General features: G+C 72.3%; 20 protein-coding genes and 1 pseudogene. 20 read left to right on the forward strand and 1 reads right to left on the reverse strand.

Going from position 1 to position 22,130, the window contains the following annotated elements; all coding sequences use genetic code 11:
- From thrS to ACYC1Z_RS02125, 19 genes and pseudogenes are all read left to right on the forward strand, one after another.
- The coding region (gene thrS / locus ACYC1Z_RS02035) for a threonine--tRNA ligase (RefSeq protein ID WP_461407891.1) at positions 1 to 1,585 on the forward strand (1,585 nt) is incomplete at its 5' end.
- Complete coding sequence (locus ACYC1Z_RS02040; RefSeq protein ID WP_461407892.1) at positions 1,582 to 2,184, forward strand: HIT family protein; 603 nt, start codon at positions 1,582 to 1,584, stop codon at positions 2,182 to 2,184. The genes thrS and ACYC1Z_RS02040, both read left to right, overlap by 4 nt.
- Positions 2,184 to 2,813 (forward strand): phosphatidylinositol phosphate synthase, encoded by a 630-nt coding sequence (pgsA, locus tag ACYC1Z_RS02045; protein WP_461407893.1) that lies wholly within the window; start codon positions 2,184 to 2,186, stop codon positions 2,811 to 2,813. Before ACYC1Z_RS02040 ends, pgsA begins: the two co-directional genes overlap by 1 nt.
- Positions 2,810 to 3,814, forward strand: a complete 1,005-nt coding sequence (locus ACYC1Z_RS02050) for a phosphatidylinositol mannoside acyltransferase (RefSeq protein ID WP_461407894.1) — start codon at positions 2,810 to 2,812, stop codon at positions 3,812 to 3,814. The genes pgsA and ACYC1Z_RS02050 overlap by 4 nt, the downstream gene beginning before the upstream one ends.
- Complete coding sequence (locus ACYC1Z_RS02055; RefSeq protein ID WP_461407895.1) at positions 3,814 to 5,010, forward strand: glycosyltransferase family 4 protein; 1,197 nt, start codon at positions 3,814 to 3,816, stop codon at positions 5,008 to 5,010. Before ACYC1Z_RS02050 ends, ACYC1Z_RS02055 begins: the two co-directional genes overlap by 1 nt.
- Positions 5,010 to 5,609, forward strand: coding sequence for a hypothetical protein (locus ACYC1Z_RS02060; protein WP_461407896.1), 600 nt, complete (start codon positions 5,010 to 5,012; stop codon positions 5,607 to 5,609). The genes ACYC1Z_RS02055 and ACYC1Z_RS02060 overlap by 1 nt, the downstream gene beginning before the upstream one ends.
- Before the next feature lie 64 nt (positions 5,610 to 5,673).
- Positions 5,674 to 6,762, forward strand: a complete 1,089-nt coding sequence (locus ACYC1Z_RS02065; protein WP_461407897.1) for a PrsW family intramembrane metalloprotease — start codon at positions 5,674 to 5,676, stop codon at positions 6,760 to 6,762.
- Between the two features lie 175 nt (positions 6,763 to 6,937).
- On the forward strand, positions 6,938 to 7,843 hold the full coding sequence (gene pdxS, locus ACYC1Z_RS02070) for a pyridoxal 5'-phosphate synthase lyase subunit PdxS (RefSeq protein ID WP_461407898.1): 906 nt from the start codon (positions 6,938 to 6,940) through the stop codon (positions 7,841 to 7,843).
- A gap of 44 nt (positions 7,844 to 7,887) precedes the next feature.
- Positions 7,888 to 8,313 (forward strand): annotated as a pseudogene (locus ACYC1Z_RS02075) (NUDIX hydrolase); the annotation flags it as partial.
- Between the two features lie 252 nt (positions 8,314 to 8,565).
- Positions 8,566 to 9,219: a pyridoxal 5'-phosphate synthase glutaminase subunit PdxT gene (pdxT, locus tag ACYC1Z_RS02080; protein ID WP_461407933.1), complete on the forward strand. Its 654-nt coding sequence runs from the start codon at positions 8,566 to 8,568 to the stop codon at positions 9,217 to 9,219.
- A gap of 10 nt (positions 9,220 to 9,229) precedes the next feature.
- Positions 9,230 to 9,991: a YebC/PmpR family DNA-binding transcriptional regulator gene (locus ACYC1Z_RS02085; protein ID WP_461407899.1), complete on the forward strand. Its 762-nt coding sequence runs from the start codon at positions 9,230 to 9,232 to the stop codon at positions 9,989 to 9,991.
- Positions 9,992 to 10,059: 68 nt separating this feature from the next.
- The gene (gene ruvC / locus ACYC1Z_RS02090) at positions 10,060 to 10,677 is read left to right on the forward strand and encodes a crossover junction endodeoxyribonuclease RuvC (RefSeq protein ID WP_461407900.1); all 618 of its coding nucleotides are present in this window, start codon (positions 10,060 to 10,062) and stop codon (positions 10,675 to 10,677) included.
- A 49-nt stretch (positions 10,678 to 10,726) separates the two neighbouring features.
- Positions 10,727 to 11,335, forward strand: coding sequence for a Holliday junction branch migration protein RuvA (ruvA, locus tag ACYC1Z_RS02095; RefSeq protein ID WP_461407901.1), 609 nt, complete (start codon positions 10,727 to 10,729; stop codon positions 11,333 to 11,335).
- On the forward strand, positions 11,322 to 12,350 hold the full coding sequence (gene ruvB / locus ACYC1Z_RS02100) for a Holliday junction branch migration DNA helicase RuvB (RefSeq protein WP_461407902.1): 1,029 nt from the start codon (positions 11,322 to 11,324) through the stop codon (positions 12,348 to 12,350). The genes ruvA and ruvB overlap by 14 nt, the downstream gene beginning before the upstream one ends.
- Before the next feature lie 177 nt (positions 12,351 to 12,527).
- On the forward strand, positions 12,528 to 12,953 hold the full coding sequence (gene yajC, locus ACYC1Z_RS02105) for a preprotein translocase subunit YajC (protein ID WP_461407903.1): 426 nt from the start codon (positions 12,528 to 12,530) through the stop codon (positions 12,951 to 12,953).
- A gap of 56 nt (positions 12,954 to 13,009) precedes the next feature.
- Complete coding sequence (gene secD, locus ACYC1Z_RS02110; protein ID WP_461407905.1) at positions 13,010 to 15,184, forward strand: protein translocase subunit SecD; 2,175 nt, start codon at positions 13,010 to 13,012, stop codon at positions 15,182 to 15,184.
- On the forward strand, positions 15,184 to 16,281 hold the full coding sequence (gene secF / locus ACYC1Z_RS02115) for a protein translocase subunit SecF (protein WP_461407906.1): 1,098 nt from the start codon (positions 15,184 to 15,186) through the stop codon (positions 16,279 to 16,281). Before secD ends, secF begins: the two co-directional genes overlap by 1 nt.
- The gene (locus ACYC1Z_RS02120) at positions 16,278 to 16,829 is read left to right on the forward strand and encodes an adenine phosphoribosyltransferase (protein WP_461407907.1); all 552 of its coding nucleotides are present in this window, start codon (positions 16,278 to 16,280) and stop codon (positions 16,827 to 16,829) included. Before secF ends, ACYC1Z_RS02120 begins: the two co-directional genes overlap by 4 nt.
- Positions 16,830 to 16,872: 43 nt before the next feature.
- On the forward strand, positions 16,873 to 19,212 hold the full coding sequence (locus tag ACYC1Z_RS02125; RefSeq protein ID WP_461407908.1) for a RelA/SpoT family protein: 2,340 nt from the start codon (positions 16,873 to 16,875) through the stop codon (positions 19,210 to 19,212).
- A gap of 108 nt (positions 19,213 to 19,320) precedes the next feature.
- On the opposite strand, the gene ACYC1Z_RS02130 is transcribed toward ACYC1Z_RS02125, so the two are convergent.
- Positions 19,321 to 21,087 carry a DUF349 domain-containing protein gene (locus ACYC1Z_RS02130; protein WP_461407909.1) on the reverse strand — a complete coding sequence of 589 codons (1,767 nt, stop codon included), beginning with the start codon at positions 21,085 to 21,087 and terminating at the stop codon, positions 19,321 to 19,323.
- 252 nt (positions 21,088 to 21,339) lie between these two features.
- Between ACYC1Z_RS02130 and ACYC1Z_RS02135 the strand changes: the two genes are divergently transcribed.
- Positions 21,340 to 22,098 carry an MBL fold metallo-hydrolase gene (locus ACYC1Z_RS02135; RefSeq protein WP_461407910.1) on the forward strand — a complete coding sequence of 253 codons (759 nt, stop codon included), beginning with the start codon at positions 21,340 to 21,342 and terminating at the stop codon, positions 22,096 to 22,098.
- The last annotated feature ends 32 nt before the right edge of the window (positions 22,099 to 22,130 follow it).

The raw sequence follows: 22,130 nt of genomic DNA on the forward strand, positions 1-22,130 counted from the left end.
GCTGGCCGACCAGCCGTACAAGCTCGAGCTCCTGGGGCTCAAGGGCCCCGGCGGGTCGGCCGACGGTGAGGTGGCCGAGGGTGCGTCGGTCGAGGTCGGTGGCGTCGAGCTGACGATCTACGACAACGTGCGCCGCGGTGGCGAGGTGGCCTGGAAGGACCTGTGCCGCGGCCCGCACGTGCCCTCGACGAAACTTCTCGGCAACGGCTTCGCCCTCATGCGCTCCGCCGCGGCCTACTGGCGCGGCAGCGAGAAGAACCCCCAGCTCCAGCGTATCTACGGCACCGCGTGGCCCACCAAGGCCGAGCTCAAGGCCTACGCCGAGCGTCTGGCCGAGGCCGAGCGACGCGACCACCGCCGCCTCGGCGCCGAGCTGGACCTGTTCTCCTTCCCGGACGAGATCGGTTCCGGCCTGCCCGTGTTCCACCCCAAGGGCGCGATGATCCGGATGGAGATGGAGGACTACTCCCGCCGTCGCCACGTCGAGGCCGGCTACTCCTTCGTCACCACCCCGCACATCACCAAGGCCAATCTCTTCGAGACCTCCAAGCATCTGGAGTGGTACGCCGAGGGCATGTATCCCCCGATGCACCTGGACGAGGTGCGCGACGCCGCGGGCAACATCACCAAGCAGGGCCAGGACTACTACCTCAAGCCCATGAACTGCCCCATGCACAACCTCGTCTACCGCTCGCGCGGGCGCTCCTACCGCGAGCTCCCGCTGCGGCTGTTCGAGTTCGGCAACGTCTACCGGTACGAGAAGTCCGGCGTCGTCCACGGCCTCACCCGCGCCCGCGGGTTCACCCAGGACGACGCGCACATCTACACCACGCGTGAGCAGATGAAGGACGAGCTGACGAGCCTGCTCACCTTCGTCCTCGACCTCCTCAAGGATTACGGCCTGACCGACTTCTACCTCGAGCTGTCCACTCGCGACCCGGAGAAGTCCGTGGGCGACGACGCCACCTGGGAGGAGGCGACCCGGACCCTGGCGGAGGTCGCCACCGCCTCCGGCCTCGATCTCGTCCCCGACCCGGGCGGTGCCGCGTTCTACGGCCCGAAGATCTCCGTCCAGGTCAAGGACGCCATCGGCCGCACGTGGCAGCTCTCGACCATCCAGCTCGACTTCTTCGAGCCGGAGCTCTTCGAGCTCGAGTACACCGCACCGGACGCCAGCCGCCGGCGCCCCGTCATGATCCACCGCGCCCTGTTCGGCTCCATCGAGCGCTTCTTCGGCGTGCTGCTGGAGCACTACGCCGGTGCGTTCCCGGCCTGGCTCGCCCCGGTGCAGGTGGTCGGCGTGCCCGTGGCCGACGTCTTCGACGAATACCTCCGCGACGTCCTCGACCAGCTGCGCGCCAAGGGCGTCCGGGTCGAGCTCGACACCTCCGACGACCGGTTCGGCAAGAAGATCCGCAACGCCTCGAAGGCGAAGGTGCCCTTCGTCCTCATCGCCGGCGGCGAGGACGCCGAGGCCGGGGCCGTGTCCTTCCGGTACCGCGACGGGTCCCAGCGCAACGGGGTGCCCGTGGCCGACGCCGTCGCCGAGATCCTGGAGAAGATCGCGAGCAAGGAGCAGGTGTGACCGAGGCGTCCGGAAACCATCCGGTGGTGACGGAGGCCGCCGGGACCCACGCCGGGGTACCCGACGCCTTCGAACGTCTGTGGACCCCCCACCGGATGGTCTACATCGACGGCGACGAGCGGCCCGCCGACGGCGGTACCACGGACTGCCCGTTCTGCCGCACCGCCCAGGCGGAGGCGGAGGAGGGTCTGGTGGTCCGGCGCGGCACGACCTCCTACGTGGTGCTCAACCTCTACCCGTACAATCCCGGGCACCTGCTCGTCTGCCCCTACCGGCACGTCGCCGACTTCACGGACCTGACGCCCGCTGAGCGCGTGGAGATCGGTGAGCTGACCGCCACCGCCATGACCGTTCTGCGGGAGGTCTCCGCACCCCACGGGTTCAACCTCGGCATGAACCAGGGCGCGGTCGCGGGCGCCGGCATCGCGGCACACCTGCACCAGCATGTCGTCCCGAGGTGGGGAGGGGATGCGAACTTCTTCCCGATCATCGCGCAGACCAAGGCTCTGCCACAGGTGCTGGGAGACACGCGCGAGCTGCTCGCGGCCGGGTGGGAGCGCCACCTCGAGACCGCACCCGACCGGACGGAGAACCACTGATGCTGAGCAGGAGCGGCCGCGGGCTCGCGACCGTCGTCTTCGCGCCGGCCGCGCGCCTGCTCGTGCGGCTGGGGCTGAGCCCCGACGTCGTGACGGTGACCGGCACGTTCCTCGTGATGGCCGTCGCCCTGACCCTGCTGCCGCTGGGGTACCTGGCCGGTGGGGCGCTGCTGCTCGGCGCCCTCGTCATCGCCGACAGCCTCGACGGCCAGATGGCGCGGCTCCTCGACCGGGCCTCCCGCTGGGGCGCGTTCCTGGACTCCACCATGGACCGCCTCGCCGACGCCGCGATCTTCGCGGGCGTGCTGCTCTGGTCGCTGCGCCACCTCGAGGGCGACCTCCAGGTGGCGACGACGGCGGCCGCCCTCACCTGCCTCGTGCTCGGCGGCGTCGTCTCCTACGCCAAGGCGCGCGCCGAGGGCCTGGGGATGACCGCGAACGTGGGCCTGGCGGAACGGGCGGACCGCCTCGTCGTGGTGCTCGTCGCGACGCTGCTGGTCGGCCTCGGGCTCCCGCCCGTCCTGATGACCGTCGCCCTCGGCCTGCTCGCCCTCGCCAGCGCCGTCACCATCGTCCAGCGCATGCGCACCGTCTACCTCCAGGCCGCCGGCGGGGGAACGGCCCCGTGAGGCTCGACGTGGTCCGCGTGTTCCGCGCCGCCCAGTGGGGCGTCACCCACCTGCCGGAGCCCCTGGTGCGCGCGGTCTTCACCGCCGCCGCCGACGGCGCGTGGCTGGCGCACGGCGCTGGGGTCCGCCAGCTCGAGTCCAACCTCGCGCGGCTGCGGCCCGATCTCGACGGGCGTGCGCTGCGCCGGGTCTCGCGCCAGAACCTGCGCGGCTACCTGCGCTACTACCGCGAGACGTTCCAGCTCGGCACGGCCACCGTCGACCAGCTCGGCGCCCGCGTCCGGGCTGTCGGGGACACGCCGCTGCGGGCCGAGTTCGCGCAGGGGCGGGCCGTCGTCATCGCACTCGGGCACACGGGCAACTGGGACCTCGCCGGCGCCTGGGCCGAGAAGCACCTGGCCCACCTCGTCACCGTGGTCGAGCACCTCCAGCCCGAGGAGCTGTTCCAGGGCTTCCTCGACGTCCGTACCGGGCTGGGGATGACGATCATCCCGGTCGAGAAGGGCACGTCGGTGTTCCGCCAGCTCATCCGGCACACCCGCGGTGGCGCGAGCATCGTGCCCCTCCTCGCGGACCGCGACCTCTCCAGCACCGGCGTGGACGTGTCGATCACCGGCCAGCCGGCCCGCGTGGCCCGGGGGCCGGCCGCCCTCAGCCTCGTCACCGGCCGGGCCCTGCACGGCGCGATGATCCGCCACGAGCGCCTCACCGGGGCCCGGCGCCGCGCGGCCGGCACGCCGTGGGGCACCGTCATCGAGTTCTCCGAGCGTATCGACTCCGGCACCAAGGAGGAGAGCGTGGCGGAGCTCAGCACCCGCTGGGTCGACTGGGTCGCCGGGCAGCTGCGCCGCCACCCCGAGCAGTGGCACATGATGCAGAAGGTCTTCGTCGCCGACCTCGACCAGGAGCGCCTGGCCCGGGCCCGCGAGGCCGCGGGAGAGTCGGCCGCGCCGTCGGGCGGGTCCGGGGAGTCGGCCGCGCCGTCGGGCGGGGAGCGTTGATGCGCATCGGCATCGTCTGCCCGTACTCCTACGACGTGCCCGGCGGGGTGCAGTTCCACGTGCGCGACCTCGCCGAGGAGCTGATCCGCCACGGGCACACCGTCAGCGTCCTCGCCCCGGCGGAGGACTCCACCCCGGTGCCCGACTACGTCGTCACCACCGGCCGCACCGTGGCCATCCCGTACAACGGGTCGGTCGCCCGGCTGAACTTCGGTCCCGTCGTCGCGGGCCGGGTGCGGCGTTGGGTGGAGCAGGGCGACTTCGACCTGCTGCACATCCACGAGCCGATGGTCCCCTCGCTGAGCATGCTCGCCCTGTGGGTGGCGGACGGGCCCGTCGTCGCCACCTTCCATACCTCGATGGAACGCTCGCGCGGGCTGCAGGCCATCTCACCGGTCGTGATCCCCATGCTGGAGAAGATCACCGCCCGGATCGCCGTCTCCGAGGAAGCGCGCCGAACCCTCGTCCAGCACGTCGGCGGCGACGCCGTCGTCGTCCCGAACGGCGTCTTCGTGGACCGCTTCGCCGGGGTGGCGCACCGGCCGGGCTGGGCCGGCACCGACGCCCACCCCACGGTCGCGTTCCTCGGCCGCCTCGATGAGCCCCGCAAGGGCCTGCCCGTCCTCGCAGCGGCCGTCCCCGCCGTGCTCGAGCAGCTCCCGGGGGCGCGCTTCTTCATCGCCGGCCGCGGCGACGCCACCGAGGAGCGTGCCGCGCTGGCCCCCTACGGCGACGCCGTCACGTTCCTCGGCGGGATCAGCGACGAGGAGAAGGCCGCCCTGCTGGCGTCCGTGGACGCCTATGTCGCACCGCAGACGGGCGGCGAGAGCTTCGGCATCGTCCTCGTCGAGGCCATGAGTGCCGGCTCCCTCGTGGTGGCCTCGGACATCCCTGCCTTCCAGGCGGTCCTGGACGGCGGCGAGCTCGGCCGCCTGTTCCGTCAGGGCGATGCCACTGACCTCGCGCGGACACTGGTGGAGGTGCTGAGCCGCCGCGCGGCGTCGGAGCCCACCCGGGATCGGGCCCGCCGGACCGTGGTGCGCTACGACTGGTCGACCGTGACGAGCCAGATCCTCGCCGTCTACGAGTACGCGCTGGCCACCTCGGGCAGGCGGGTCACGGAGGATCCTCGCTCGCGCACGATGTTCGGTCGGCTGCGTGCAGCGACGAAGAGCGTCACCGGGGGCGGGGCGTAGTGGGCGTCACGGAGTGGGTGCTGGTCGCCGTCGCCGTCGCCGCGGTGGCGCTCGTGGTGCTCTGGCGGCTGGCCACGCGCGTGGACCGGCTCCACCGCACGGTGCTGCGCTCACGTGCGACGCTCGAGACCCAGCTCCTCCGACGGGCCGCCGCCGCCGCCGAGCTCGCCGCCTCGGGAGTGCTCGACCCGGCGGAGGCGCTCGTGGTCAGCGACGTCGCGTTGCGTGCCATGGACGCGGCCCGCGACGAGCTGGTGGTCCACGACGGGCTGGAGGGCACCCCTGTGGCGCCGGGCGCGGACGCCGACGCCTCCGCCACCGCCGTCGACCGCGGCCTGCTGGAGAGCGAGCTCAGCCGCACCCTGCGCACCGTCCTCGGCTGGCCCGAGGACCGCCGCGAGCTCACCGAGGACCCGGGGGCCACCGCCGTGCTCGACCAGGCCTGGTACCGGCTCCAGCTCGCGCGGCGGTTCCACAACGCCCGCGTGGTCCAGGTGCGCCACCTGCGTGCCAACCCCGTGGTCCGAATCTTCCACCTCGCCGGCCGCGCCCCGCTGCCCGACCCCTTCGACATGGACGACGCGCGACCGGAGGACTGACATGGGTCTCGGACCAGCAATGCCACCGGGGCCCGGCCGGCGAAGTGCGCCGCGGTGGCGGCCGGTGCGGCCCCGGCGGCTCGCGACGCTCGTGGTCGAGATCATCGCCGTCGGGCTCGGGCTCACCGGGCTCCTGTGGGTGCTCACGCTGATCCTCAGCCTCGGCGGCGCCCGGACGACGGTCCTCGCCGGTGGGCTCGCCGTCCTGCCGCTGCTCGGCGTGCTGGTGACGGTGGCGTGGGTGGACCGGTGGGAGCCCGAGCCGCGGTGGCTGCTGCTCGTCGCCCTGGTCTGGGGGGCCGGGCTCGCGACCGCCGTCTCGCTGTTCGTCAACGACCTGTTCGCGCTCTCGGTCCTGGCGATCGCCGGCAGCGCCGACCGGGCCGAGGCGCTCACCGCGGTGCTGTCCGCGCCGCTCGTCGAGGAGAGCGCGAAGGGCCTGGGCGTGCTGGTGATCTTCCTGCTCCGACGGCGCTCGTTCGACGGCCCCGTCGACGGCATCGTCTATGCCGCGGTCGTGGCCGCCGGCTTCGCCTTCACCGAGAACGTTCTCTACTTCGTCCGGTACACCGACATCCTCGGCGACATCTTCCTCGCCCGGGCGGTGCAGGGCCCGTTCGCGCACGTGACCTTCACGGTCTGCACCGGGATCGTGCTCGGCCTCGCCTCGCGCTCCCGCAACGGACGCGCCTGGCTGTGGGCCTTCCCGCTGGGGCTCGGCGCAGCGATCGTGCTGCATGGGGCCTGGAACCTCGCCACCGTCTTCTCGGTGGGCGGTGCCCTCTCCTGGCTCGTCCAGATGCCGGTGTTCACCGCGGGGATCGTCGTCGTGGTGTGGTTGCGCAACCAGGAACGCATGACGATCCGGCTGCGGCTGGGGGAGTACGCGGCGGCGGGCTGGTTCGAGCCGTACGAGGTCCGGATGCTCTCCTCGCTCGGCGAGCGGCGCGCCGCCCGACGCTGGGCGGCAGCCGCCGGCCCGCGTGCCCGGCGGGCGATGAAGGAGTTCCAGGCGGCCGCGACGTCGCTGGCGTTCGCGCGGCAGCGGGCACTCACCGGGCGTGGCGACCTGCGCTCGCGCGAGGACGAGCGGGATCTCCTGGACCGCGCGGTCCGCAACCGCGCGGCGCTGGCCACGCTCGGCACTCGCTGAGCACGCAGCGGCCCCGGGCGGTCCGGGCTCGACTCCGCAGCGGCCACGAGACGGCCCGGGCGCACCGGCGGAGGATGCTGGACGGCGTCTTCGATGGAGCCGCCCGGAAGACTAGACTCACAAGGTCAGTCCACCCGTCGTCGCAGAGGTCACCGTGTCAGAGAACGAGTTCGCCATGTCCCCGGATTCCGCCCCCATCGCCCTGCACGGCACGGCACGGGTCAAGCGCGGGATGGCCGAGATGCTCAAGGGCGGCGTGATCATGGACGTCGTCACCGCCGAGCAGGCGAAGATCGCCGAGGACGCCGGTGCGGTCGCCGTCATGGCGCTCGAGCGGGTCCCGGCCGACATCCGCGCCCAGGGCGGGGTCTCGCGCATGAGCGACCCCGACATGATCGACTCCATCATCTCCGCCGTGTCGATCCCGGTGATGGCCAAGGCCCGCATCGGGCACTTCGTGGAGGCACAGGTGTTGCAGTCCCTCGGCGTCGACTACGTCGACGAGTCCGAGGTGCTCACCCCGGCGGACTACGCCCACCACATCGACAAGTGGAAGTTCACCGTGCCGTTCGTGTGCGGCGCGACGAACCTCGGCGAGGCCTTGCGCCGCATCTCCGAGGGCGCCGCGATGATCCGCTCCAAGGGCGAGGCCGGCACCGGTGACGTCTCCAACGCCACGACGCACATGCGCCAGATCCGCGACGAGATCCGCCGCCTGCAGAACCTCCCGGAGGACGAGCTCTACCTCGCCGCCAAGGACCTCCAGGCGCCGTACGACCTCGTCAAGGAGATCGCCGAGCACGGCAAGCTGCCCGTGGTGCTGTTCACCGCCGGCGGTATCGCCACCCCGGCCGACGCCGCGATGATGATGCAGCTCGGGGCCGAGGGCGTCTTCGTCGGCTCCGGCATCTTCAAGTCGGGCAACCCTGCCGAGCGGGCCGCCGCCATCGTCAAGGCCACCACCTTCTTCGACGACGCCGACGTCATCGCGCAGGTCTCTCGCGGGCTGGGCGAGGCGATGGTCGGTATCAATGTCGACGACATCCCGGCGCCGCACCGCCTCGCCGAGCGAGGCTGGTGACCTCGGCAACGGCAGCACGCGATGGGCTCGACGGCGGATCGTCCGTGACCGCACCGGAACCGTACGGGCTCGGCCCGGAGTGGCAGCCCGGCCCCGACGGGCTGCCCTACCGGCGGGCCACCCGGGTCATCCTCCTCGACGAGGAGGACCGCGTGCTGCTCGTGCGCGGCCACGACTCCGGCGAGCCCACCCGCTCGTGGTGGTTCACCGTCGGCGGCGGGCTCGAGCCGGGGGAGGCCCTGCACGACGGCGCCGCGCGGGAGGTCTTCGAGGAGACCGGGCTCGTGGTCGGTGCGGATGCGCTTCTCGGCCCGGTCCTGACCCGCAGCGCGGTCTTCGACTTCGCCCGGATCACCTGCCGGCAGGACGAGTCCTTCTTCGTGACCAGGGTCTCGGCCGCGAACCACTTCACCGACACCGGCTGGACCGACCTCGAGCGCGAGGTCCTCGACGAGCTGCGCTGGTGGGCCGTCGACGATCTCGACGCCGCCGTGGCCGGGGGCGTCGTCGTGTACCCCACGACCCTGCCGTCGCTGGTGCGCGGCCTCCTCACGGGCTGGGACGGCACCACGCGGCACCTCGACGAGTCGTCCGTCCCGGGTGTCGCGGCAGCGGCCCGCACGCCCACCCCGGTGACCCGCACGCCCACCCCGGCGACCCCCCGGGTGCCCCAGGCCGCACCGACCCCCGCCCCGGGGCACGCCGCCCTGGCGACCGCGGTGGTGGTCGAGCCCGGGCCCGCCGTCGGCGTCCTCGCCCTCCAGGGCGACGTGCGCGAGCACCTCGCCGCACTCACGGCGACCGGCGCGCGCGCCGTACCGGTACGCCGGCCGGGGGAGCTCACCGCCGTCGACGGTCTCGTGCTGCCCGGCGGTGAGTCCACCACCATCGAGAAGCTGCTGCGTGCCTTCGACCTCTTCGACCCCCTGCGCGAACGCATCCGGGGCGGCCTGCCCGTCTACGGCTCGTGCGCCGGGATGATCCTCCTGGCCGACCGGGTCGAGGGCGCCACCGCGGACCAGCGCACCCTCGGCGGCATCGACATGACCGTGCGGCGTAACGCGTTCGGGCGTCAGGTCGACTCCTTCGAGGTCGCGCTGACCGCCCCGGCCCTGACCGTGGTCGGCGGGGGCCCGCTGCGCGCCGTCTTCATCCGCGCGCCCTGGGTCGAGCGCGTCGGCCCGGGCGTCGAGGTGCTGGCCCGCACCCCCGCCGACGGGAACGGCGGCGACGACGGTAAGATCGTCGCAGTTCGCCACGGCCGGCTGCTCGCCACCGCCTTCCATCCCGAGATCGGCGGTGAGTCGCGGGTGCATCGACTCTTCGTCGAGATGGTGCGCGATGCCACCGTGCGAGGTTCGCAACCGACCAGCTGAGGAGCCACACATGTCCGGTCACTCCAAGTGGGCGACGACGAAGCACAAGAAGGCCGCGATCGACGCCAAGCGCGGCAAGCTGTTCGCCCGCATGATCAAGAACATCGAGGTCGCCGCGCGGACCGGCGGCGGCGATCTGGCCGGCAACCCGACGCTGTTCGACGCCGTCCAGAAGGCGAAGAAGTCCTCCGTACCGGCCGACAACATCGACCGCGCCGTCAAGCGCGGCTCCGGCCTCGAGACCGGCGGCGCCGACTACGAGACCATCATGTACGAGGGCTACGCCCCCGGCGGCGTCGCCGTCCTCGTGGAGTGCCTCACCGACAACCGCAACCGCGCCGCCTCCGACGTCCGCGTCGCCTTCACGCGCAACGGCGGCAACCTCGCGGACCCGGGATCGGTCTCCTACCTGTTCACCCGCCGCGGCGTCGTCATCGTGCCCAAGGCCGACGGCCTGACCGAGGACGACGTGCTGGGTGCCGTGCTCGACGCCGGCGCCGAGGAGGTCAACGACCTCGGCGAGTCCTTCGAGATCCTCAGCGAGGCGGGCGACGTCGTCGCCGTCCGCACCGCCGTGCAGGAGGCCGGGCTGGACTACGACTCCGCGGAGGCGCAGTTCGTCCCGTCGATGGAGGTCGAGGTCGACGTCGAGGGGGCCCGCAAGGTCCTGCGCCTGATCGACGCCCTCGAGGAGAGCGACGACGTCCAGAACGTCTTCGCCAACTTCGACGCCTCCGACGACGTCCTGGCCGCCCTCGACGCCGAGGACTGACGGCGTGAGCCGGTCCGTCCCGCGCGTGGTGCTCCGGGATCGGCCCGGCCCGGTGCGAGAGTAGGTCCGTGCGCATCCTCGGAGTCGACCCAGGCATGACCCGGTGCGGTCTCGGCGTGGTCGACGCCGGTGCCGGCCGGTCCGTCACGCTCGTGGACGTGGGCGTGATCCGCACCCCCGCGGACCAGTCGCCTCACCTGCGCCTGCTCACCATCGCCGACGCCATCGACGAGTGGATCGACCGGCTGCGGCCCGGCGCGGTCGCCGTCGAGCGCGTGTTCGCGCAGTCGAACGTCCGCAGCGTCACCGGGACCTCGCAGGTGGCCGGGGTGGCGATGCTCGGCGCCGCCCGAGCAGACGTGCCGCTGGCGCTGCACACGCCCAGCGAGGTCAAGGCAGCGGTCACCGGCAACGGCCGCGCGGCGAAGGCGCAGGTCCAGGAGATGGTCCGGCGCATCCTGCACCTGGACGCGGCCCCGACGCCGGCCGACGCCGCCGACGCACTGGCCCTCGCGATCTGTCACGCGTGGCGCGGCGGCGGCGTCGGCAGTGCGGTCCGTGCCCAGTACGGCGGTGCGGACACGTTGCCGCGGGCCACCGGGGCCGGGCTCACGGCCGCCCAGCGCCGGTGGGCAGAGGCCGAGCGCTCGGCGCGCCGAGCCGGGGCTGTCGCACCCAAGAGGTAGGTTGGATCCCGGTCGTACACCTGTTCGCGTATGAGTCGGAGGTTCGTTCGTGATCGCGTCAATCGCGGGCCCGGTGGAGGCACTCGGCCTCGACCGGGTCGTGGTCACCGTCGGCGGCATGGGCATGCGTGCCTTCACCACCCCGACGACGCTGACGGGTCTCGCCGTCGGGCGGCAGGCCCGCCTGGCGACCTCGCTGGTGGTGCGAGAGGACTCGCTGACGTTGTACGGCTTCGCCGACGACGACGAGCGGGACCTGTTCGAGACCCTGCAGACCGTCTCCGGCGTGGGTCCGCGGCTCGCGCTCGCGATGCTTGCCGTGCACACCCCGGACGGCCTGCGCCGCGCCGTGGCCGAGGAGGACCTCGCCGCGCTCCAGCGTGTGCCGGGAGTCGGCCGCAAGGGGGCCCAGCGCATCGTGCTCGAGATCGGCGAGAAGCTCGGGCCGCCGGGCGGCGGCACCGACGCGCCCGCACCGGCCCGGGCGTCGGACGGGCCCGCGCCGACCGTGGTCGAGGCGCTCGTCCAGCTCGGCTGGTCGGAGAAGGTCGCCGAGGCTGCCGTGACGGCGGTCCTGACCGCGCCGGACGCGCCCACCGATGTGCCGGTGATCCTGCGCGCTGCCCTCCAGCACCTGGGCGGACATGGCCGTGGCTGAGGACCGGGAGGTCGTCGACCCCGCGGCCGACGACCTCGAGCGTGCGGCCGAGGCCGCCCTGCGCCCGCGCCGCCTCGCGGACTTCGTCGGTCAGGAGGTGGTCCGGGACCAGCTCTCCCTCGTCCTCGACGCCGCCAATGCCCGTCAGACCACGCCGGACCACGTCCTCCTCTCCGGGCCGCCCGGGCTCGGCAAGACCACGCTCGCCATGATCATCGCCAACGAGGTGGACGGGGCGCTGCGCCTGACATCGGGCCCGGCGATCCAGCATGCGGGCGACCTCGCCGCCATCCTCTCCTCGCTGCAGGAGAAGGACGTGCTCTTCATCGACGAGATCCATCGCCTGGCCCGGCCGGCGGAGGAGCTGCTCTACCTCGCGATGGAGGACTACCGGATCGACGTCATCGTCGGCAAGGGGCCGGGTGCGACGTCCATCCCGCTGAGCCTGCCACCGTTCACCGTGGTCGGCGCCACCACCCGCGCCGGGTTGCTGCCCGCCCCGCTGCGCGACCGGTTCGGCTTCACGGGCCACCTGGAGTTCTACAGCCCGGAGGAGCTCGAGCGGGTGCTGCGGCGCAGCGCCGGTCTCCTCGGCGCCAAGCTGCCCGACGACGCCGCCCGCGAGCTCGCGTCACGCTCGCGCGGCACCCCCCGGATCGCCAACCGCCTGCTCCGGCGCGTCCAGGACTTCGCCCAGGTGCGCGGCACGGGTGCGCTCGACCTCGCGGCCACGCACGGCGCGCTCGACGTCTTCGAGGTGGACGAGCTCGGCCTCGACCGCCTGGACCGAGCCGTCCTCCAGGCTCTCTGCCACCGTTTCGGCGGTGGCCCGGTGGGCCTGACCACGCTCGCCGTCACGGTCGGGGAAGAGCCCGAGACCGTCGAGACGGTCGCCGAGCCGTTCCTCGTCCGTGAGGGGCTCATCGTGCGGACCCCGCGCGGCCGCATGGCGACACCGCAGGCCTACGCGCACCTGGGGCTCACGCCGCCCCCGGACGGGATGCTGTTCACCTGACCCCAGCCGCCGCACGGACCCGGGTTCTCGTCCGTGCCGCGCAGGTGCTCGGACGCGCGGCGGCGGTCCTGCCCGGCACCACGTCTCGACGTACCGGGCCGCGAATGTTGGGACCACCCCGCGCTCTCGCCTAGACTCGTGTGGCCATTGCCCTCTCGCGGACCGGAGCCTGCCCTCATGGGACCTGAAATCATCATCTTCCTCGCCCTGATGCTCGGGATGATGTGGTTCGTCACGAACCGCGGGAAGAAGCAGCAGGCCGCGGCGCGTGACCGTCTCGAGCACACGCTGATCCCGGGTGTCTGGGTGGTGACCATCGGGGGGTTCCTCGGCAAGGTCGTCGAGATCGACGGCGACGTGGTCACGCTCGAGACGCCCGCCGGTGACGAGACGATCTGGCTGAAGACCGCGATCCGTGAGGCCAAGGAGCCGCCGTTCGCCGTGCCCGACGAGGACGGCGAGGCGGACGCCGTCGTCGTTCCCGACGACGCCTCCGCGCTCCTGTCCGACGGCGCCGCCGAGCCCGGGCAGCCCGGCCCGGCGGGCGCGGACGAGAAGCGTGGTGACAGCGAGGAGCCCGGCCCGGCGACCCCGCGAGCCTGAGCAGCCCGATCACCGGTCGCCCCGGCGACCCAGCACCGCACGAGAGAAGACAATCCGTGGCGCAACGCCCGAAGCATGCACGCCCTGGACGGGTCCTGGGCTTCCTGGCCGTCCTCATCGTCGCCCTTGCCGGCACGCTGATTGCCGGTGTCCAGGCGACCGGTGACCAGGAGAACGGCGCGAGCTACGCGCCCAGGCTGGCACTGGACCTCGAGGGAGGCACCCAGCTCATCCTCACGCCGAAGGCGACCGACGACTCCCAGGTGACTCAGGCCGACGTCGACCAGGCGATCGACATCATCCGCAAGCGGGTGGACGCCTCCGGCGTCGCCGAGGCGGAGATCACCAGCCAGGGCGGTTCCAACATCGTCGTCGCGCTCCCCGGAAACCCCTCCGACGAGACGTTGAACCTGGTCCGCCAGTCCGCGCTGCTGCGGTTCCGGCCGGTGCTGACGTTGGGCGGGCCGGGCACCATCGACCCAGCCGCCCTCGAGCAGCCGACCGACGCCCCCACGGACGGGGCGACGCCGGCGCCGACCGCGGCCGCGACGCCCCCGACGCAGCAGGAGATCGACGCTGCCGCCATGGCGGTCTCCGACCAGGACGGCGACGGCGTGCTCTCCGACCAGCCCGCCACCGAGCCGGCCAACAGCTCGGACCTGGCCTGGATCACCGAGCAGGTCAGCTACGACTACTACACCTTCGACTGCACGGACCCGGCGAACCTGGCCGGCGGCGTGGTGGACGACCCGGCGGCGCCGCTCGTGGCGTGCACGCCGGACGGCTCGGCGAAGTTCATCCTCGGACCGACCGCCCTGGAGGGTACGCACGTCGACTCCGCCAGCTCGGGAGTGGGCACGAACTCGCAGGGCGTCTCCACCGGCGAGTGGATCGTCAACCTGGAGATGGACGGCGAGGGCACCGATGTCTTCGCCGAGTTCAGCCAGCGCCTGCTCACGCTGCCCGCCCCGCAGAACCAGTTCGCGGTGGTGCTCGACGGGCTCGTGATCTCCAACGCGACGATGAACGATTACATCCCGAACGGGAAGGCGCAGATCAGCGGCAGCTTCACCCAGGAGACCGCGGCCGCACTGGCGAACCAGCTCAACTTCGGCTCGCTGCCGCTGAACTTCGAGGTCCAGTCGCAGGACGAGATCTCCGCGACGCTGGGCAGTGAGCAACTCGCACGCGGCGTGCTCGCCGGCATCGTCGGCGCCGCCCTCGTGGTGCTGTACATGATCTGGCAGTACCGCGGCCTCGGTCTCGTCTCCGTGGCGAGCCTCATGGTCGCCGCGGCCCTCAACTACCTCGTCATCGCCCTGCTGTCCTGGGGCATCGGCTACCGGCTATCCCTGCCGGGCGTCGTCGGCCTCATCATCGCCGTCGGCATCACGGCGGACTCGTTCATCGTCTACTTCGAGCGCATCCGCGACGAGGTCCGCGAGGGCCGCATCCTCGTGGCCGCCGTCGAGCACGGCTGGGCCCGCGCCCGCCGGACCATCCTTGCCTCCGACGCGGTGAACTTCCTCGCTGCCGGCGTGCTCTACTTCCTGGCCGTGGGCGGTGTGCAGGGCTTCGCCTTCACCCTGGGCCTCACGACGGTCATCGACCTCGTCGTGGTGATCCTGTTCACCCACCCACTCATGCGGCTGCTCGTCCGCACGGAATTCTTCGGCCAGGGCCACCGGCTCTCCGGGCTCGCGGCCGCGAGCCTGGGCGCCACCAGTGCCACCTACCGGGGCCGCGGCACGTTCCGCCCGCGCGCCGGGGCCCAGGAACCCGTCGACGAGGAGGACGAGAACGCCCTCGTGCCGGTGGGCGCCGGGGCCAGGGCCGGCAGTCGGCCCGACGGCGGGGCGCAGGCCTCGACGTCACGCGCCGGTGTCGGCGCGGCAGGTGGCGCCCCGCCCGCAGACGAGGGGACGGGCGACGCGTCGTCGCGGTCGCCCGCCGCCGAGGACACTGCGCGGCGGCGCGCGCCGTCGGTTCTCGCCGTGGACGAGAACGGTCGCCGCCTGACGATCGCGGAGCGCCGCGCGGCCGAGCGTGCCGCACAGCGTGCGGCCCAGGCGCAGGCCGAACCCGCCCCGGACCGGCCCGATCCCGAGAAGCCGGACCCGGACCGGCCCGGCAGCGACGAGGCCGACGGCGATCAGCCGGCCCCCGCTGAGACCGATACCGACCAGCCGGCCGGGAACGATGACCACGACGCGACCGGAGGTGAGCGGTGATGGCGGGGCTCTCCACGCTCGGCAACGAGCTCTACACCGGCCGCCGTTCCTTCGACTTCGTCGGGAACCGCCGCCGCTGGTTCATGGTCGCGGGCGCGCTCATGCTCGCCTCGGTGCTGCTGCTCCTCTTCAAGCCGATCAACGCCGGCATCGAGTTCCGCGGCGGTTCGCAGTTCACCGTCTCCGGGGCCGCGACGCTCGACCAGGGCCTCGCCTCCGACGTGATCGCCAAGCTCGGCGACGGTGAGCCGCCGCGTGTGTCCTCCGTCGGCGCCGACTCCCTGCGGGTCCAGACGGCGGAGCTGACCGACGAGCAGACCCAGGAGGTCCAGGCCGCCCTCGCCGACGCGTACGGCGTACCGGTGGCGGACGTCGCCGCGACCTTCGTCGGACCATCGTGGGGGGCCAGCGTCACCCAGCAGGCCGTGCGGGGCCTGGTGATCTTCCTGGCCCTCGTCTCGGTGGTCATGGCGGCGTACTTCCGCACCTGGACGATGTCGCTCGCAGCGATCACGGCGCTCATCCACGACCTCGTCGTCAGCGTCGGTATCTACGTGCTCGTCGGCTTCGAGGTGACGCCCGCTACCGTCATCGGCTTCCTGACGATCCTCGGCTACTCCCTGTACGACACCGTGGTGGTCTTCGACAAGGTCCGCGAGAACACCGCCAACCTGGTCAACCAGAAGAAGCGGACGTACGCGGAGAAGACCAACCTCGCGATCAACCAGACCCTGGTGCGGTCGATCAACACCTCCATCACCGGTCTGCTGCCGGTGGCGGCGATCCTGTTCGTCGGGGCGTTCCTGCTCGGGGCCGGCACCCTGCGCGACATCTCGCTCGCCCTGTTCGTCGGCATGCTGCTCTCCACCTGGTCCTCGGTGTTCATCGCGGCACCGCTGGAGGTCTCGTTCCGCGAGCGGCAGGACGTCGTGGCCAAGCACACCAAGCAGGTGCTCGCCCACCGGGAGAAGCTCCGCGCCGAACGCGGCGCGGACGGCGGTGAGGGGGACCTCGCCGGGACCGGCCTGGGCATTGTCGCGGGCCACCACCTGGGCCCGGCGGCGCAGCCGAGGCGACGCACGAGAGGGCGACGATGACCGCTGAACCGACCACGGGGTTTCCCTCGGAACTGACCGACCTCGTCCGTTCCTACGTCCGGGAGATCCCGGACTTCCCGGCGCCCGGTGTCCTGTTCCGGGACATCACCCCGTTGCTCGCCGACGGCGACGCGTTCGGTGCGCTGGTACGCGGACTGGCCGCGAAGTACCGGGGCACGGTGGACGCCGTCGCCGGTCTCGAGTCCCGAGGGTTCATCCTGGCGGCCCCGCTGGCCGTCGAGCTCGGCGTCGGCATGATCACGGTGCGCAAGGCGGGCCGGCTCCCCGGCCCGGTGATCGGCGTGGACTACGCGCTCGAGTACGGCACCGCACGCATGGAGGTGCGCCCGGAGACCGTTGTCGAGGGCCAGCGCGTCCTGATCCTCGACGACGTGCTCGCTACCGGCGGGACCGGCGCGGCCGCCGTCGACCTGGTCGAGCGCAGCGGCGGCGAGGTCGTCGCCCTGGCCATGCTGCTCGAGCTCGCGGCCCTGGGCGGGCGGGCCAAGCTGGACGGACACCGGGTGGACTCCGTGCTGGTCTACTGAGCCGCGTTCGCTGGGGGGATTCGTCGCGCCGTAGACTTTACGGATGACCGGCGAGCGCGTCCCGACAGCGGGGGAGAGCAGCGGTACCGACACCGTGGTGCCGGGCTCGCGCGTGCGTTCGCGCCTGGTGTGGCTCGGCTCGCGCGGGCACACCAGCCCGCCGGCCATCGAGCCGTTGTTGCGCGCGGTGCGCGCGAGTCATCCCAAGGCAGACACCCACCTCATCGTGCGTGCCTACGAGGTGGCCGAGGAGGCGCACCGGGGGCAGCAGCGCAAGAGTGGCGACCCGTACATCACGCACCCCGTCGCCGTCGCCACCATCCTCGCCGAGCTCGGCATGACGTCGACGACGCTCGTGGCCGCGCTGCTGCACGACACGGTCGAGGACACCGGCTACCCGCTCGAGAAGATCCGGTCCGAGTTCGGCGACGAGGTGGCACTGCTGGTCGACGGCGTCACCAAGCTCGACAAGGTCACCTACGGCGACGCGGCACAGGCCGAGACGGTGCGCAAGATGGTCGTCGCGATGGCGAAGGACATCCGCGTCCTCGTCATCAAGCTCGCCGACCGGCTGCACAACGCCCGCACATGGAAGTACGTCCCGGCCGAGAAGGCAGCGAAGAAGGCGCGCGAGACCCTCGAGATCTACGCCCCGCTCGCGCACCGCCTGGGGATGAACACGATCAAGTGGGAGCTGGAGGACCTCGCCTTCGCAACGCTGTACCAGAAGGTCTACGAGGAGATCGAGCACCTCGTCGCGGAGCGTGCCCCCGCACGGGACGAGTACCTGGCTCTGGTGGTCGAGACGATCGAGGACGACCTGCGCACGGCGAAGCTGCGTGGGGTGGTGACGGGCCGGCCCAAGCACTACTACTCCATCTACCAGAAGATGATCGTGCGCGGTCGCGACTTCGACGACATCTACGATCTCGTCGGCGTGCGGGTGCTCGTCGACAGCGTCCGGGACTGCTATGCCGCGCTGGGTGCGATGCACGCGCGGTGGACGCCCCTGCCGGGGCGCTTCAAGGACTACATCGCGATGCCGAAGTTCAACCTCTACCAGTCGCTGCACACCACGGTGGTGGGCCCGGGCGGCAAACCGGTGGAGATCCAGATCCGCACGTTCGACATGCACCGCCGCGCGGAGTACGGCGTCGCCGCACACTGGAAGTACAAGGAGAACCCGAACGTCAAGGGCGGCAAGCCGGGCGCCGGCGGCGACGCACCGCAGGAGATGGGCTGGCTGCGCCAGCTCATGGACTGGCAGCGCGAGACGGCGGACCCGGGTGAGTTCCTCGACTCGCTGCGTTACGAGATGTCCGGGTCGCAGGTCTACGTGTTCACCCCGAAGGGCGACGTGATGGCCCTGCCGGGTGGATCGACCCCGGTGGACTTCGCCTACGCCGTGCACACCGAGGTGGGGCACCGCACCGTCGGGGCACGGGTCAACGGCCGGCTCGTGCCGCTGGACTCGGTGCTCGAGAACGGCGACAACGTCGAGGTCTTCACCTCCAAGGCCGAAGGTGCGGGGCCGAGCCAGGACTGGCTCTCGTTCGTCAAGAGCCAGCGTGCGCGGAACAAGATCAAGTCCTGGTTCACCAAGGAGCGCCGCGAGGAGGCGATCGAGGCCGGCAAGACGCTCCTGACCAAGGCCATGCGCAAGCAGAACCTGCCGATCCAGCGCCTCATGAACCACGAGTCGCTCAGTGCGCTGGCCACCGAACTGCGCTATGCCGACGTCTCCGCCCTCTATGCCGCCGTGGGGGAGAACCACGTCTCGGCGAGCAACGTCGTGCAGAAGCTCGTGCAGTCCATGGGTGGCGAGCCGGGTGCCGAGGAGACGCTCTCCGAGGCCGTCATGCCCGGGGAGCACCGGCCCCGGCCCCGCTCGGGCGACTCCGGGGTGATCGTCGAGGGGATGGACGACACCGACATCTGGGTCAAGCTCGCCCGCTGCTGCACCCCCGTGCCCGGGGACCCGATCGTCGGCTTCGTCACGCGCGGCTCGGGGGTCTCGGTGCACCGCGCGGATTGCGGCAACGTCGACGGTCTGCGTGCCCAGCCGGAGCGCATGGTCGGCGTCACGTGGGCCGAACGGGCGCAGAGCAGCTTCCTCGTCCAGATCCAGGTGGAGGCCCTCGACCGCGCCGCCCTGCTCTCCGACGTCACGCGGGTCCTGTCGGACAACCACGTGAACATCCTCTCGGCGTCCGTCACGACTTCGCGCGACCGCGTGGCGATCAGCAAGTTCGTGTTCGAGACGGCCGAGCCCTCGCACCTCGGGCACGTGCTGAGCGCGGTCCGCCGCATCGACGGCGTCTTCGACGCCTACCGGGTCACCGGGACGAAGAACGCCCGGACAGCGGCTCCTGAGCCGTCGTAACGGCACCAGCGACCGAGGCGCGCCACCGGCGCACCGGGGCCGAAGTCGTGGCACCGGTACACCGGGGCCGAAGTCGTGCGCCGCCGCAGGCGGCGACGCACGACCTGCTCAGCCGTTGGCGGTGCGCTCGACCTGCTCCAGCCACGACCGGCGCGCCTCGAGCGCGGCCTCGGCGTCGGCGATCTGCTGGACGTCGCCGGTCGCCCGGGCCGTCGCGAGGTCCTCCTCGAGCGACGTGATCGCGGCCGCCAGCTGGGCGGCCGCACCCTCGGCCCGGGCCTTGTGTTCGGGGTTGGTGCGGTTCCAGGCGGCGTCCTCCGCCGCTCGCACCGCCTGCTCGACGTCGCGCATGCGCCCATCGACCCGCTGGACGTCCGCCCGCGGGACCTTGCCGGCCTCGTCCCACCGATCCTGGATGGGGCGCAGCGCGGCCCGCGCGGCGCGCGGATCGGTCACGGGCAGCAGTGCCTCGGCCTGCTCGAGGAGCGCCAGCTTGACCTTGAGGTTCTCGCCGTACTCGACGTCGATCTCGGCGTTCTGCGCGCTGCGGGCGTCGAAGAAGGACTGCTGGGCGGCGCGGAAGCGGGCCCAGAGGGCGTCGTCCTCCTTGCGGGACGCCCGGCCGGCGGCCTTCCATTCCTCCATCAGCTCGCGGTACGCGGCGGCGGTGCGGCCCCAGTCGGTCGAGGTGGACAGCTCGGTCGCGCGGCCGATGAGCTTCTCCTTGGCGGCCTTGACCTGGGACTGGGCAGCGTCGAGCTCCGAGAAGTACTGTCGACGGTGCCGGTCGAACGCGGTGCGCGCATGAGAGAAGCGCTTCCACAGGGAGTCCTCGCTCGTCCGGTCCAGGCGCGGGCCGGACCGTTGCGCGGTCTTCCACTCGTCGAGCAGCTCACGCAGACGTTCCCCGGACTGTTTCCACTGGGTGCGCTCCGGGTCCTGCGCAGCGATCTTCTCGGCCTTCTCGACGATGACGGTGCGCTCGGCGGTGGCCTGGGCACGGGCGGCCTCACGCTCGGCCGTGACCTCCTTGCGCCGCTCCTCGGCGACGCCGCGGAGAACCTCGACCCGGCGGCGCAGGCCGTCGATGTCGCCGACGGCGGTGGGTTCCTTGAGCGACTCGTCCAGGCTCGTGAGCGTCTGGTCGATCTCCTTCGGGGTGATGTTCGCGAGGCGCATCTCGAAGAGCGCAACCTGCGCCTGGATGTCGAGGAACCGTCGGACGTAGAACGCGAGGGCCTCCTCGCGGTCGGCGCCGGGATACTGACCGACGCTGCGTTCACCCGCTTCCTCGCGCACCCACACGGTGCCGTCGTCCTCGTCGACGCGGCCCCACGCGGCAGCCTCGGCGGCGTCGTGGGCGTCGACGGGGGGAGCGACCGGGACGACTGCGGCCGGGGTCGTCCCGGTCGCGGGGACGCGGGCGGCGGGGCGGGGCACCGGACGGGGCCGGACGGCGGACGGGACGGGGACGGGCTTCTTCTGCTCGGTGGGCGCTGCCGGATCGGGCTGCGGCGTGGCCTCGGGGGTCGGCTTCGGCTCCTCGGGGGCCGGTGCGACCTCAGGCCCCGGAGCGGGTGCGCGCTCGGTCACCGGGCTGGGCTCGGAACCGACCTCCACGGTGGCCACCGGGCTGGGCTCGGAACCGACCTCCACGGTGGCCACCGGGCTGGGCTCGGACCCGACCTCCGGCTCGGGCCGAGGTTCAGCGGGCGGTGTGGGCTCGCGCTGCGGCTCGGCGGAGGCCGGCTCCGCGTCGACGGCGCCGGGCGCGGCGACCTCGTCCGCAGTGGTGCCTGACGTGGGAATCGACTCCGGCTCGACCGTGGCACCGGTCACGTCGTGGGCTTCGGTCGATGTCGGCTGCTCGGTCACTTCGAGGTCACTCCTTGTTCGATGACGGGGTAGGCAGGCGCCACACCGTTCTCGGTCGTCCCCCCGGCGAACCGGGTCTCGATCCGCGCACGCGGTGCCGCTTCGCTGGCACCAGGCGTGACGAGGCCCTCAGTCTACGGACTGCGACGCCCCGGATGACACCTTGATGCCCCCCGAGGACGCGATCGGACCGGGTGCCGCACCGGATCGGGGCGACCCGGGGTGGTCGCCACAGCCGGATACCCTTGCCACATGCTGCTCCTCCGCACGTCGGCGACCGCGCTCGACACCCACTGCTACGTCGTCGCCGCCCAGGCGGGAGCCGAGGCGCTGGTGATCGACCCCGGTGCCGGTGCCGGGGCCGCGCTCGGGGAACTCCTCGCACGTCACCGGCTCTCGGTCGGCGCCGTGTTCCTCACGCACGGCCACGCCGACCACGTATGGGACGCCGCCGTCGTCGCGGGCGATGCTCCCGTCTACCTCGGGGCCCCGGACGCCTACCGCCTGGAAGACCCCGCCGAGGTGCTCAGCGCACCGCTCGCCACCGGGTTCCGCGCCATCGCCGGCTCCCCGTGGCAACGCCCGGCGCAGGTGGCCGGGCTTCCCCGGGCCACCCTCGAAGGTGGCGGCGCCCTCCTGGTCGAGGGCGTCGTCGGCCGCGTGGTGCCGGCGCCCGGGCACACGGAGGGCTCCGCGGTGCTCCTGGTCCGTGGCGAGGTCCAGGCTCCGGCAGACGGTGACGACGAGGTGCTGCCCCAGGGCGAGGACGTCGTCATGGACGACGACGGCACGTACCTCCTCGCGTTCTGCGGCGACGTGCTCTTCGCCGGGTCGAGGGGCCGCACGGACCTGGCGGGCGGCGACGAGCAGGAGATGATGTCCACCCTGCGCACGCTCGGGCAGGTGCTGCCGCCGTCGACGGTGCTGCTGCCGGGCCACGGGGCGGCGACCGTGCTCGCACGCGAGCTCGCCACGAACCCCTACCTCCGGCAGGTGCGCAGATCTCGCTGAGGGGGCGTGCGCCCCTCGCTGAGGGGCAGGTC

Source organism: Georgenia sp. (genome assembly GCF_054605595.1).